The following is a 13,401-nucleotide window of genomic DNA, read 5'->3' as shown; positions in this document are numbered from 1 at the left end:
AGAGAGAATAGATTGTGTCGCCGTTGTTATCAATTCGGGCGCGCAGCGCACCGGGCAGAGGCGGTAGGACAACGTCTGCTACTGCTGAGCGTCGCGCAATCCCGTCCACGAGGGCGACAAAGCCGGTCCGAGCGCGAACAGGTCCAGCACGCGCGCCACGGTGTGATCGACCATTTCGTCGATCGAGGCCGGTTGGTTGTAGAACGCAGGCAGCGGCGGGAAGATCACGCCGCCCATTTCGGTAACGGCCGTCATATTGCGCAGATGCGCGAGATTGAACGGCGTCTCGCGAACGAGCAACACGAGGCGGCGACGCTCCTTGAGCGTGACGTCGGCGGCGCGGGTGATCAGGTTGTCGGAAAAGCCGTGCGCGACGCTTGCGAGCGTCTTCATCGAGCAGGGGGCGACCACCATGCCGTCGGTGGCGAACGAGCCGGACGCGATGCTCGCACCGACATCGCGCACCGAATGGACGACATCCGCGAGAGGATGCACGTCTTCCTTGCTCAACTGGAGTTCGTGCTGGATATTGAGCCAGCCTGCGCTCGAAATCAGCAGATGGCTCTCGACGCCGCCGAGCCTGCGCAGCGTCTCGAGCAACCGGATGCCGTAGATGGCGCCGCTCGCGCCGGTGATCGCGACGATCAGCCGGCGTGGCGCCGCAGCGCGTGTTTCCATGGCTCGCGGCGCCTTATCGGGATAAACGGAACGGCAGGGGCCGCTCAGGCCGCGGCGAACAGTTGCTGCAGTTCGCCCGATTCGTACATTTCCATCATGATGTCCGAGCCGCCGATGAACTCGCCCTTCACGTAGAGCTGCGGAATGGTCGGCCAGTTCGAGAACGTCTTGATGCCCTGGCGGACTTCGTCGTCTTCGAGGACGTTGACGGTCTTGAGCTCACCGACGCCGCACGCTTTCAGAATCTGGATGGCGCGACCGGAGAAGCCGCACATCGGGAACTGAGCGGTGCCCTTCATGAAGAGGACGACGTTGTTTTCGTCGACGATTTGCTTGATGCGTTGTTGCGTATCCATGACTGACCTTGCGGTTCCGTGATGTGTAGGGAGTAGGCTGAAATGATAGCGGATTTCGGTACGGCCGGCCGAGGGTCGATTTGTCCGTGCGTCCACTGTGAGTGTTCAGCGGGGTAGTCGGGGGCATGCAGGCGCCTCGCCGCCCAGCCGCCCGCCAGTGATCCGCTCGATACCGGCAAGATCCCGTTCCGAGCGCACCTGCGTGAAACCTTGCGCGCTTAGCAGCGCGCGCACGGCTTGCGCCTGATCGTAGCCGTGCTCGATCCACAAGGCGCCATGAGCGGCGAGGTGAACGGGCGCGCCGGCGACGATGGCGCGGATCGCGTTGAGCCCGTCGGCTTCATCGGTGAGCGCGCCGCGCGGCTCGAAACGCAAATCGCCTTCCGACAAATGCGGATCGCCGCTCGCGATATACGGCGGATTGCTGACGATCACGTCGAAGCACAGTGCTGGCTCGAGCGAGTCGTACCAATCGCTTTGCCCGAGCGATACGGTGCCGCCCGGGCGTTTCGCCTCCAGCAGGCGAGCGGCGTTACGCGTGGCCACCGCCAGCGCTTCCGCTGAACGGTCGAGCGCCCAGACCCGCGCGTCGGGCCGCGTCGATGCAATCGCCACGGCAATCGCGCCGGTGCCGGTGCCGAGATCGAGCACGCGCGGCCGCGCGATGTTTTCCATCGCCGCCAGCGCGGTTTCGACCAGCAATTCGGTCTCGGGACGCGGAATCAGCACATCCGGCGTGACTTCGAAATCCAGCCCGAAAAATTCCCGCGCGCCGACCAGTTGCGCGACCGGCTCACCGGCCACGCGCCGCGCTTGCAGTGTCAGGTAACGCTGGACGCTCGCGCTGTCGAGCGCTTCATCGCTGCGCGTGATCAATTGCGTGTGCCGCCAGCCGAGCACGTGCGTGAGCAGAATCCGCGCTTCGAGCGGCGGCAGCGGCGAGGCGCGCAGCAGTGCGGCGGGCGTGCTCGCCGTGGCCGGGGGCGCCCGGTCGGCGGGGTTGTCTGGCGTGGCGGGCATCATCGGCGTGTCAGTCCGCGTCGCCTAGGGAGGCCAGCAACTCTGCCTGATGCTCGCTGACGAGCGCCGCGATCAGTTCGTCGAGATCGCCATCCATGATCGCGTCGAGCCGATACAGCGTCAGGTTGATCCGGTGATCGGTCAGCCGCCCTTGCGGGAAGTTGTACGTGCGAATCCGCTCCGAGCGGTCGCCCGAGCCGATCAGGCTCTTGCGTGTGGCGGCTTCCTTCGCCTGCTGTTCATGCGACTGCTTGTCCTTGATACGCGCGGCGAGCACCTTCAGCGCGCGGTCCTTGTTCTTGTGCTGCGAGCGGTCGTCCTGACACTCGACGACGATGCCGGTCGGCAAGTGCGTGACGCGCACCGCGGAGTCGGTCTTGTTGATGTGCTGCCCGCCCGCGCCGGACGCGCGGAACGTGTCGATGCGAAGATCGGCGGGATTGATCTCGACTTCGCCGATTTCGTCAGCCTCGGGCATCACCGCGACCGTGCAGGCGGACGTGTGAATGCGGCCCTGCGTTTCGGTGGCCGGCACGCGCTGCACGCGATGGCCGCCGGACTCGAACTTCAGCTTCGAATACACGGCTTCGCCGGCGATCCGCACGATCACTTCCTTGTAGCCGCCGAGATCCGATTCGCTCGCCGACATCATCTCGACCTGCCAGCGATTGCGCTCGGCAAAGCGCAGGTACATGCGCAGCAGATCGCCCGCGAACAGCGCGGACTCGTCGCCGCCCGTGCCCGCACGGATTTCGACGAAGATATTGCGGTCGTCGTTCGGATCTTTCGGCAGCAGCATTTTCTGCAGCTCCGCGCCGAGCTGCTCCATGCGGTCGCGCGCCGCGCGAATTTCATCTTCCGCGAAGTCGCGCATCGACGTGTCCGCCAGCAGTTCCTGCGCGGTTTCCTCGTCGCTGCGCGCCTCGCGCCATAGCGCGTAATGCTCGACCACCGGCCCGAGTTCGGCGTGCTCGCGCGTGAGCTTGCGGTATTGATCGAGATTCGAGGTGATGTCCTCGCGGCTCAACAGGTCGTTCAGTTCGGCCAGCCGCGTAGTGAGCTGGTCGAGCTTGCGTTGCATGCTCGTTTTCATCGGACGGGTTTCGGAGCGGGCTCCGGGAAGGACGGCGACTAGGGGTGTGGGCGGATGCCCTGAACGGAAGCACGTCGCGCGCCACTGGCGGGCGGCGCGGACAGCGCGGCTGGCTGCGCCGCTAACGCTCGGTGGAACCGGAGTGCTTGTAGAAACCGCTCATCAGTTCGATGAGCGTGTCGCGGCTATCGCCGCTCGCGCGATTGAGCGCGTGCGTCGGGCCGTGGATCAGCTTGTTGGTGAGCGCTTGCGACAGCGCTTCGAGTACGGCGGCCGGGTCGTCGCCGCGTGCGAGCATCTTCTGCGCACGCTCGACTTCGGCGCGGCGCAGCACGTCGGCCTGCGTATGCATGTGGCGGATCACCGGCACGATGCTGCGTGCGTCGAGCCATTGCATGAAATTCTGCACACGCGTTTCGATGATCGCTTCGGCCTGCGCGACCGCGGCTTGCCGTGACGCATTGCCTTCGCGGACGATCGCGCCGAGGTCGTCGACGGTGTACAGGAAGACGTCTTCGAGCTGGCCGGCTTCGGGCTCGATATCGCGCGGCACGGCGAGGTCGACCATGAAAATCGGCCGGTGACGACGCGCTTTGACTGCCCGCTCGACCGCGCCGAGCCCGATGATCGGCAACGTGGACGCCGTGCACGACACGATGATGTCGAACTCGTGCATCCGCGCCGGCAGCTCCGACAGCGGAATAGCCCGGCCGTTGAAGCGCTCGGCGAGCCGCGAACCGCGTTCGGCCGTACGATTGGCGACCACCAGCTCACGCGGATGTTGCGCGGCGAAGTGCGTCGCGCACAATTCGATCATTTCGCCCGCGCCGATGAACAGCACGCGCTGGTTCGAGACCTTGTCGAAAATCCGCTGGGCGAGTCGCACAGCGGCTGCCGCCATGGAAACCGACTGCGCGCCGATTTCGGTCGTGCTGCGCACTTCCTTCGCGACGGCGAAGGTGCGCTGGAACAACTGGTTCAGATAGGTGCCGAGCGCGCCGGCTTCCGACGCGGTGCGCACCGCGTCCTTCATTTGTCCGACGATCTGCGTCTCACCCAGCACCATGGAGTCGAGCCCCGACGCGACGCGGAACGCGTGGCGCACGGCTTCCGACTGCGGCAGCGCGTAGACGTGGGGCGCGAGTTCATCGATGGGCAGGTTGTGGTACTTCGAAAACCACTGGATCGCGGCTTCTCGCGCGGCCTGGTCGTCGGTGGCGCAGTAGAGCTCGGTACGGTTGCAGGTGGACAGAATCGCCGCTTCCGGCGCCGTGCGGGCCGTGTGGCCGAGCCAGACGCTTTTGAACGTGTCCAATGCAGGCTTGATCTGTTCGAGCGGAAACGCCACGCGTTCGCGCAGGGCGACAGGCGCAGTGTGGTGATTGATTCCGATCGTGAGAAGCTGCATTTTCGGGGGCTATGGTTTAGCCCAATATTATAGCGTTTTCACGATTCTTACATCCTGCACCCGCCAACCCGCCTTCAATCTGCCTCCACAACGGCTTCTGGCGGGATCGCGTCGAGCTGATAGCCGTAGCCGTACACCGGCGTGAGGGCATAGCCGAGTTCGGGGCGCAACTGCAATTTGTTGCGTACCCGTGACGCGTGTGTGTCGATCGTGCGTGACTTGACGTCGCGGCGGCGCGCCCAGACGGTTTCGAGGATGTGCGCGCGCGACACTGGGCGCGCCAGATTGTTGAACAGCAGCAGCGCGAGGCGGAATTCCTTGGGGGTCAGGATGACCGTCAGTCCGCGGAAGGTGACGGCGAAATGCGCCGTGTCGAATGCATAGCCGCCGATCGTGTCTCGCCGCCGGTTGGCCGGCCGCCGCAGGCCGGCGCGGCGCAGCAGCGCGTCCACCCGGGCCAGCATTTCCGGGCCGCGCACCGGTTTGTTGAGGCAATCGTCGGCGCCGGCGTGCAATGCGGCGACGATCTGGCTTTCGCGCGGCGCCGACATCAGCACGATGACCGGCAGGCTCGGCAGGATGGAGCGGGCGCGCGCGATCACGTCTTCGGCGCAATGGTCGCCGGCCCAGCTGGCCGTGATCAGAAGATCGAAGAACTCGTCGGTGGCACGCTGCAGGAAGGGCGCGCTGGCGGTGAACTGCTGGCACACATGGCCGCCCGCGAAGATCAGCCGCTCGACCAGTTTGGCGTGTTGCACATCCGGTTCGATGAGGGCGATTCGCATAGCGCGGCTTCAGCTGGCAACGACCGGGAATTGGATTTTTCCGCACAGTGTGCGGCTTGCCTAACCTCATCCCGACCCCTAAACTCAACCGCTATGCGGAAAGCGCCGTGCTGAACTTCCAATAGTTAATGAGACAAAAATGCTAGCTGTCGTGCCCCCTTGCGAATATCAGACAAATCGGAAAATGCGCGAGCTCGGCCGCTGATGGGTTGGCCCGGCATCATCGTGTTGGGGGTGGCGATCGGACTGGCGGGCTGGTCGCTGCATCCGTTGCGCCGCGCGAGCCGCGCCCGTTGGTGGGTGGCGCTGCTGGCCGGTGTGCTCGGCGCGAGCGTCGCGCGCATGGGCGGCAACGTGACCGGTCTCTTTCATGACGGCGATACACTGGAATGGCCGGTATGCACCGCCATCGCGGTTATCGCCGTTGCCGCGACGCTCGGCTTGCTTTCCCGTCGATGAATCTTTGCAGGTGACTTCCATGAATGCCCGACTCCCCGAAACTTCCTCCATCCCCGAACGGCTCGCGAGCCTGCGCAGCGCGATGGCGCGCGAAGGCGTCGCCGCCTATCTGGTGCCGTCCGCGGACCCGCACCTGTCCGAGTATCTGCCTGAGCGCTGGCAAGGCCGTCAGTGGCTGTCCGGCTTCACCGGCTCGGCCGGCACGCTGATCGTCACCGCCGACTTCGCGGGCGTCTGGACGGACAGCCGTTATTGGGAACAGGCCAGTGCGCAACTGGCCGGCACCGGTGTGCAATTGATGAAGATGACCGGCGGTCAGCAGACTTCGCCGCATTTCGAATGGCTTGCGCAGAACGTGGCGACGGGCGGCACAGTCGGCGTGGACGGGGCGGTGCTCGGCGTGGCGGCGGCGCGGGCATTGGGCCAGGCGTTGAGCGCGCGCGGCGTGCAACTGCGCACCGACGTCGATCTGTTCGACGCGATCTGGCCGCAGCGTCCATCGCTGCCGAGCGCTGCCGTGTTCGAGCACGCCGCGCCGCATGCGAGCGTCGAGCGCGCGGAAAAGCTTGCGCGAATTCGTCGCGCGATGGCAGACCAGGGCGCGCAATGGCACTTCGTCTCGACGCTCGACGACCTCGCGTGGCTGCTGAATCTGCGTGGCGCCGACGTCAGCTATAACCCGGTATTCGTCGCGCATGCACTGATCGGCGTCGATCGGGTGGCGCTGTTCGTCGCCGACGGCAAAGTGTCGCCGGAACTGGCCGCCGCGCTGGCAGGCGACGGCATCAGCGTCGAGCCGTACGCGAAGGCGGCGGATGCGCTCGCGGCACTGCCCGCCGGCAGCACGCTGCTGATCGATCCGCGCCGCATCACGTACGGTTCGCTGCAAGCGGTGCCGTCGACGGTCAAGGTGGTCGAGTCCGTCAACCCCTCCACCTTCTTCAAGTCGTGCAAGACGGCGGCGGAAGCCGGGCATGTGCGCGCGACGATGGAGCAGGACGGCGCAGCGCTGGCCGAATTCTTCGCGTGGTTCGAAAGCGCCCTGGGCCGCGAGACGATCACCGAGCTGACCATCGACGAACGCCTGTCGGCCGCGCGCGCGCGCCGTCCGGGCTTCGTGTCGTTGAGCTTCGCGACGATCGCGGGCTTCAATGCGAACGGCGCGATGCCGCACTACCGCGCGACCGAGGAAGCGCATTCGGTGATCGAGGGCGACGGCCTGCTGCTGATCGACTCTGGCGCGCAGTATCTGAGCGGCACGACGGACATCACGCGCGTGGTGCCGATCGGCTCGCCCACCGACGCGCAGCGGCGCGATTTCACGACCGTGCTCAAGGGCACGATGGCGCTGTCGCGCGCGCAGTTCCCGCGCGGCATCCGTTCGCCGATGCTCGACGCGATCGCTCGCGCGCCGATCTGGGAAGCGGGCGCCGATTACGGCCACGGCACCGGCCACGGGGTGGGCTACTTCCTGAACGTGCACGAAGGCCCGCAGGTCATTTCGCACTACGCGCCCGCCGAGCCGTGGACTGCGATGGAGGAAGGCATGATCACGTCGGTCGAACCGGGCATTTACCGGCCCGGCAAGTGGGGCGTGCGGATCGAAAACCTCGTGCTCAACGTGCCCGCCGGTAAAACCGAATTCGGCGACTTCCTCAAGTTCGAGACGTTGACGCTGTGCCCGATCGACACACGCTGCCTCGAACTGTCGCTGTTGCGCGAGGACGAGCGCGCGTGGCTCAACGCGTATCACGAAACGGTGCGCGCGCGCCTGTCGCCGCACGTGTCGGGCGACGCGAAGGCGTGGCTGGAACTGCGCACGCAACCCATCTGAGCGCCGCTTCCAGAGTCGGCTAACGGAGAACGCATGACGATCAAGGCAGTGGTGTTCGATTTCGGCGGCGTGCTGATCGACTGGAGTCCGGAGTATCTGTATCGCGAACTGATTCCTGACGACACCGAGCGTCGCTGGTTTCTGACGCACGTCTGCTCGATGGATTGGGTGGTCCGTCAGGACGGCGGTCAGCCGATCGTCGAGGCTACCGACGAACTGATTGCGAAGTTTCCCGATCACGAAGTGTTGATCCGTGCGTTCTACGAGCGCTGGCACGAGATGGTGGCCGGCGTGCTGGAGGAGGGCGTCGCGATCATGGAAAAGCTCGAAGCCGCCGACGTGCCGCTGTTCGGCCTCACCAACTGGTCGGCTGAGACTTTTCCCTATGCATGGGAGCATTACCCGGTGCTGCGGCGGTTTCGCGACATCGTCGTGTCGGGGCGGGTCGGGCTCGTGAAGCCGGATCCGGCGATCTTCGCGGCCATGCGTGAGCGGATCGACGTGCAGATGCCAGGCGTTCAGCCCGGCGAGCTTGTTTTCATCGACGACAATCTGAAGAACGCGCAAGCCGCGAGCGCGCTCGGCTGGCAAGGTGTGCATCACACCAGCGCCGCGCAGACCGAAGCGAAGCTGCGCGAATTGGGACTGCCGGTTTGAGCCGCGCGAAGCTCGTTTGAACGGCGCCACGAGGGAGAAGGGCGCGTGCGCTTTATTCGCAGCGCCGCCTTCGTTTCACTATTGCGCCGCGGCTCGCCTGCTTTCACCGTCCTTCGCCTGCCATGGCCTGCAAGCGAGCGGCCCTCGCACCCCACACCGCCGTCCGAACTACTGACCCAGCAGGTTCTTCAACGCGTTCTCCAACCCTTTCACCGTCTCCCCCGCGCCTTTTGCCACGCCTTCGACGCTCACGCCCAACGCCTTCGCAAAGCCCGCGCCGAGCCGCTTCATGAGGCCTTCCCGCACCGAAAATTTCGGGTCGCGCAGATCTCCGTCCAGCACGAAATGCAGCGTGATATCGCCGTTGTGCGCCTTGAGCGCGGCCACGGCCGCCTTGGTCGGGATCGACAGGAAGGTGTCGAGCGGATTGTCGCTGTCGGCGAGTTGCAGATTGTGGACCGTCACGGTGCCGGGTGCATGCAACCGATAGTTGCGCACCGTCGATTCAACCGTCAGGTCGACCGTGCCGCCTGTCACCTGCGCCCGCGCGCCGGCCTTCTTCAGCAAATACGGATCGAGCATCACGATGTCGATGCCGCGTAGCTGGCTGGTGGTCTGCGAATCCCTGCTGGCGATCTTGATCCAGCCGCCGAACGACACGGTGCCCGTATGCGCCGGGCCTTTGATCGAGCCGCTGACGCTGACGTTGGTCGGCTCGCTGAGCGCGGGCAGCTTCAGATTGTCGACGCTCGCGTTGGCGTTGCTGACCGTCACCTTGAACGGCGGCGGCCCGACCGTCATGTCGTAGAAATGGAAGTTGCCCTGCTCGAAGCGGATGTGATCGACCTGTTTCTCGTGGGAGGCGGGCGTTACCAAACCGCCGGTGTCGCCATCGGAGCGGTTCACTGCTTCCCGCAGGTTCGGCAGCAGGTTGATCGATCCGTCCTTCGTGCGCAGCACGGCCATGTCGAAGCCGCGCACCACCACGCTGCGGATATGCATGCGCCGCGCGAGCAGATCGCGGATGTCGGGGGTGAGGGTGATCTCGTCGGCTCTGAGCGGGGCGCCGGCCGGCCAGCCGGGCGGCGCCTTGATGAGCACGCGCGTGAGATGAATCGAGGTCAAACCGACGTCGATGCTTTCGGCGCTGCCGAGCGGGCCGAGCACCGCAACCACGCGATTCTTGACCTCCTGCTGCGCGAACCGCAGCGCGCCGACCGCGAGGACGATCAGCACCAGCAACACGCCGCCGATGGCGACCAACCAGCGCTTGCCCTTCGACATCGCCATGCTTGCCTCCTCGCCACCACGTGGTGCGTAGTGTGGCTGTGACTGGTTCTGGTTTGCATGCGCCGCTCGGGCGCAAGTCTATTCCGGCGGGACGGCTGCGTCTGCCGGAACGACGACATGTATCACGCCGCGACCCGCAATGCGTGTGCCTTGCCGCCCATTTCGTCCGACGTGCCGCGCAAGTGGCACGGGCATGGTGTGCCGGGCATGGCCATGCGCCTGTGCAGAGAAGAGCCGCGGGGAGCGAAACAGTCGCCGGAATGATCCGAAACCGCGCAGCCGGAATGGACCGACAAAGAGAACCAGTCAGGCGAACCCATGAAACGAAACACCAAAGCGACCCGCCGCACACCCACGAGGCGGGTCGCCGAACGCCACGTTACCGGGTGATCGGCTTGTAACGCAGACGCTTCGGACGCGCACCTTCTTCACCGAGACGGGCGCGCTTGTCCGCTTCGTATTCCTGGTAGTTGCCGTCGAAGAACGTGACTTGCGAATCGCCTTCGAACGCGAGGATGTGCGTCGCGATCCGGTCGAGGAACCAGCGATCGTGCGAGATCACCATCACCGAGCCTGCGAACTCGAGCAATGCGTCTTCGAGCGCGCGCAGCGTTTCGACGTCGAGGTCGTTCGACGGTTCATCGAGCAGCAGCACGTTGCCGCCCGCGATCAGCGTCTTGGCCAGATGCAGCCGGCCGCGCTCACCGCCCGACAGATTGCCGACGACCTTCTGCTGATCGCCGCCCTTGAAGTTGAAGCGGCCAATGTACGCGCGCGACGGCGTTTCGTACTTGCCGACCGTCAGCACGTCCGCCCCGCCGGAGATTTCCTCGAACACGGTCTTCGAGCCGTCGAGCGCGTCGCGGCTCTGGTCCACGTAAGCGAGCTTGACGGTCGGGCCTTGCACGATCTCGCCCGAATCCGGCTGTTCACGGCCGGTCAGCATGCGGAACAGCGTCGACTTACCCGCGCCGTTCGGCCCGATGATGCCGACGATCGCGCCCGCCGGAATCTTGAAGCTGACGTCGTCGAGCAGCAAACGATCGCCATACGACTTCCTGACGTTCTTGAACTCGATCACTTCATTGCCGAGACGATCGCCGACCGGAATGAAGATTTCCTGCGTTTCGTTGCGCTTCTGGTAGTCCTGGCTGTTCAGTTCCTCGAAGCGGGCGATACGCGCCTTCGACTTCGCCTGACGGCCCTTCGGGTTCTGGCGCACCCACTCCAGCTCCTTCTTGATCGCCTTCTGACGCGCCGATTCCGACGACTCTTCCTGCTTCAGGCGCTCTTCCTTCTGATCGAGCCAGCTGCTGTAGTTGCCCTTCCACGGAATGCCGTGGCCGCGGTCGAGTTCGAGAATCCACTCGGCGGCGTTATCGAGGAAGTAGCGGTCGTGGGTCACGGCGACGACGGTGCCCGGGAAGCGCGTCAGGAACTGTTCGAGCCAGTCGACCGATTCCGCGTCCAGGTGGTTGGTCGGCTCGTCGAGCAGCAGCATGTCGGGCTTTTCGAGCAGCAGCTTGCACAACGCCACGCGGCGCTTTTCGCCGCCCGACAGATGCTCGATCTTCGCGTCCCAAGCCGGCAGGCGCAGCGCGTCGGCGGCGATTTCGATCTGCTGTTCGGCGCTGCCGCCATCCGACGTGGCGAGGATCGCTTCGTACTTCGCCTGCTCGGCGGCGAGCGCGTCGAAGTCGGCGTCCGGCTCGGCGTAGGCCGCGTAGATTTCGTCGAGCTTCTTCTGCGCGTTGAACACGTCGCCGAGACCTTCCTCGACCGCTTCACGCACCGTCTTGGTCGGGTCGAGCTGCGGTTCCTGCGGCAGATAGCCGATGTTCAGGTTTGGCATCGGCGTGGCTTCGCCTTCGATGTCCTTGTCCACACCGGCCATGATGCGGATCAGCGTCGACTTGCCCGAGCCGTTCAGGCCGAGCAGGCCGATCTTCGCGCCGGGGAAAAACGACAGCGAGATGTCTTTCAGGATTTGACGCTTGGGCGGCACGATCTTGCCGACCCGGTTCATGGTAAAGACGTATTGGGCCATTTGCTTGCAATAGACGTTGACGACGCCGGCCGCGTGGGGGCGGGCAGTCGTTGGGTGGATGGGTAATCGGTGTTAGCGGTGTTGAGGCCAGGCGGCATGCCCGGCGCCGGCCGGCGCGGCATCGAGCGCGGCGTCGAACTTCGCGACGCCCCGCGCGCGGGCGGGTGGTTCAGGTGGCATTGTACTTCGCGCGGCGGGTGGGGCGGCAGGGGCGGCGCGTGGTGCCGGAGGTCGGCTCGTGTGTCGAGGCGCGCGGCGGCGTGGTGCTCAGAGCCAGTCGGCGACGCCGCCGTGTCGCGAACAGGTGCCGCCGTGATGTTGGCTGAAGCTGTAGGTGCCGTCGCGGCAGCGCGCGCTCGCGCCTTGCGGCGCTTTGCCGGACAGCGCACGGGCCGGCGCGTGGACGGTGTTGCCGTCGCGATTGGTGTAGGTGTCGTGATTGCCGAGGTCGGCTTCGTCGGGTGTCGTGCCGGGGGCGACGTATGCGAGCGCCGGCGCTGCCGCCACGCCGAACAACAGCGCGACGGCCACCGTCGCATGGCGGCCGAGGCGCGTGAGGACGATGCCTGTCATGCTCCGGGTGATTGTCATTCTGGTCGCGCGTGAATGTGCGTGCGCTTCGGGCAGGTCTCAGTTGGCGCGCCGTCCCGTCGCCGGATCGAAGAAATGCAGATGCGCCGCCGGCAACGCCACTTGCAGCGCTTCGCCCGCCGCGGGCCGATGCGCGTGCGGCAAGCGCACCGTCACATCGTGCTTGCCCCAGCGGCCGTGCGCGAGATTGTCCGCGCCGAGCAATTCACAAGAATCGACGCTAAGCGTCGCGTGCCAAGCGTCCGCGTGGCCAGGGTTCATGTGCTCCGGGCGAATGCCGAGCGTCCACTCGCGGCCTTTGGCGACCTCCCGGCCGATCGATGCCGCACCCGCCAACGGCAGTTTCGGACCGTTGCCGGCGACGTCGAACGTCGCGCCGTCATCGGACACGCGGCCTTCCAGCAGATTCATCCCCGGCGAGCCGATGAAGCTCGCGACGAACACGGTAGCCGGCCGCTCGTAGACCTCGGTCGGCGCGCCGATCTGCTCGGCGTGGCCCTTGTTCATCACGATCACACGCTGCGCGAGTGTCATCGCTTCGATCTGATCGTGCGTCACGTACAGGCTCGTGGTGGCGAGGCGCGCATGCAGCCGCTGGATTTCGAGGCGCATCTGCACGCGCAAACGCGCGTCGAGATTCGACAACGGTTCGTCGAACAGAAACACCGCCGGCTCGCGCACGATCGCGCGGCCCATCGCGACGCGCTGCCGTTGTCCGCCGGACAGCTCGCGCGGCTTGCGTTGCAACAGCGCTTCGAGTTCGAGAATCTGCGCGGCGGCCTGCACGCGCTTCGCGATCTGCGCCCGCTCGACACCCGCGATCTTCAGCGCGTAGCCCATGTTCTCGGCGACACTCATATGCGGATACAGCGCGTAGTTCTGGAACACCATCGCGATGTTGCGATCCTTCGGCTCCAGTTCGTTGACCACTTTGCCGGCGATCGAGATGCGGCCGTCGGAGATGCGTTCGAGTCCCGCGACCATCCGCAGCAACGTCGACTTGCCGCATCCGGACGGCCCGACCATCACGACGAACTCGCCGTCGGCGACGTCGACGTCGATGCCGTGCAGCACGAACTGTTTGCCGTCGTAGGTTTTTTTAACGCCTTGCAAGGTCAGTGCAGCCATGCCGTTTTAGCCTTTCGTTGCTTGCCGCGTGGTGCGCGGTGTTTTGTGTTCAATG

General features: G+C 65.4%; 13 protein-coding genes. 3 read left to right on the top strand and 10 right to left on the bottom strand.

Annotated elements, in window-relative coordinates; genetic code table 11:
• Positions 1-78 precede the first annotated feature (78 nt).
• The 6 genes from B0G69_RS04390 to B0G69_RS04365 all read right to left on the bottom strand — a co-directional run bounded on the left by B0G69_RS04390 (position 79) and on the right by B0G69_RS04365 (position 5,340).
• Complete coding sequence (locus B0G69_RS04390; RefSeq protein ID WP_121315821.1) at positions 79-678, bottom strand: UbiX family flavin prenyltransferase; 600 nt, start codon at positions 676-678, stop codon at positions 79-81.
• Between the two features lie 44 nt (positions 679-722).
• Positions 723-1,034 (bottom strand): Grx4 family monothiol glutaredoxin, encoded by a 312-nt coding sequence (gene grxD, locus B0G69_RS04385; protein ID WP_121315820.1) that lies wholly within the window; start codon positions 1,032-1,034, stop codon positions 723-725.
• Between the two features lie 105 nt (positions 1,035-1,139).
• The gene (gene prmC / locus B0G69_RS04380; protein ID WP_121315819.1) at positions 1,140-2,057 is read right to left on the bottom strand and encodes a peptide chain release factor N(5)-glutamine methyltransferase; all 918 of its coding nucleotides are present in this window, start codon (positions 2,055-2,057) and stop codon (positions 1,140-1,142) included.
• Between the two features lie 7 nt (positions 2,058-2,064).
• On the bottom strand, positions 2,065-3,147 hold the full coding sequence (prfA, locus tag B0G69_RS04375) for a peptide chain release factor 1 (protein WP_121315818.1): 1,083 nt from the start codon (positions 3,145-3,147) through the stop codon (positions 2,065-2,067).
• 121 nt (positions 3,148-3,268) lie between these two features.
• Positions 3,269-4,555: a glutamyl-tRNA reductase gene (gene hemA / locus B0G69_RS04370; protein ID WP_121315817.1), complete on the bottom strand. Its 1,287-nt coding sequence runs from the start codon at positions 4,553-4,555 to the stop codon at positions 3,269-3,271.
• Positions 4,556-4,629: 74 nt separating this feature from the next.
• A complete protein-coding gene (locus tag B0G69_RS04365; protein WP_121315816.1) occupies positions 4,630-5,340 on the bottom strand; it encodes a response regulator transcription factor in 711 nt (236 codons plus the stop codon).
• 204 nt (positions 5,341-5,544) lie between these two features.
• On the opposite strand from B0G69_RS04365, the gene B0G69_RS04360 reads away from it, so the two are divergent.
• The 3 genes from B0G69_RS04360 to B0G69_RS04350 are packed head-to-tail and all read left to right on the top strand — an operon-like array spanning position 5,545 to position 8,290.
• Entirely contained in the window at positions 5,545-5,799 is a 255-nt protein-coding gene (locus tag B0G69_RS04360) for a hypothetical protein (protein WP_121315815.1), read from the top strand.
• Between the two features lie 19 nt (positions 5,800-5,818).
• A complete protein-coding gene (locus B0G69_RS04355; protein ID WP_121315814.1) occupies positions 5,819-7,633 on the top strand; it encodes an aminopeptidase P family protein in 1,815 nt (604 codons plus the stop codon).
• Positions 7,634-7,666: 33 nt separating this feature from the next.
• A complete protein-coding gene (locus tag B0G69_RS04350) occupies positions 7,667-8,290 on the top strand; it encodes an HAD family phosphatase (RefSeq protein ID WP_121315813.1) in 624 nt (207 codons plus the stop codon).
• Positions 8,291-8,458: 168 nt separating this feature from the next.
• On the opposite strand, the gene B0G69_RS04345 is transcribed toward B0G69_RS04350, so the two are convergent.
• From B0G69_RS04345 to B0G69_RS04330, 4 genes are all read right to left on the bottom strand, one after another.
• A complete protein-coding gene (locus B0G69_RS04345; RefSeq protein WP_121315812.1) occupies positions 8,459-9,580 on the bottom strand; it encodes a DUF748 domain-containing protein in 1,122 nt (373 codons plus the stop codon).
• Between the two features lie 379 nt (positions 9,581-9,959).
• On the bottom strand, positions 9,960-11,627 hold the full coding sequence (ettA, locus tag B0G69_RS04340) for an energy-dependent translational throttle protein EttA (RefSeq protein ID WP_121315811.1): 1,668 nt from the start codon (positions 11,625-11,627) through the stop codon (positions 9,960-9,962).
• Positions 11,628-11,894: 267 nt separating this feature from the next.
• Positions 11,895-12,200 carry a DUF3761 domain-containing protein gene (locus tag B0G69_RS04335; protein WP_121315810.1) on the bottom strand — a complete coding sequence of 102 codons (306 nt, stop codon included), beginning with the start codon at positions 12,198-12,200 and terminating at the stop codon, positions 11,895-11,897.
• A gap of 57 nt (positions 12,201-12,257) precedes the next feature.
• Complete coding sequence (locus tag B0G69_RS04330) at positions 12,258-13,346, bottom strand: sn-glycerol-3-phosphate import ATP-binding protein UgpC (protein ID WP_121315809.1); 1,089 nt, start codon at positions 13,344-13,346, stop codon at positions 12,258-12,260.
• Positions 13,347-13,401: the final 55 nt, after the last annotated feature.

Origin of the sequence: Paraburkholderia sp. RAU2J, assembly GCF_003634845.1 — a bacterium.
In the GTDB taxonomy this organism is placed as follows: Bacteria; Pseudomonadota; Gammaproteobacteria; order Burkholderiales; family Burkholderiaceae; genus Paraburkholderia; species Paraburkholderia fynbosensis.
The sequence above is the reverse complement of the archived record's forward strand: the minus strand, read 5'-3'. Positions and strand labels throughout refer to the sequence as shown.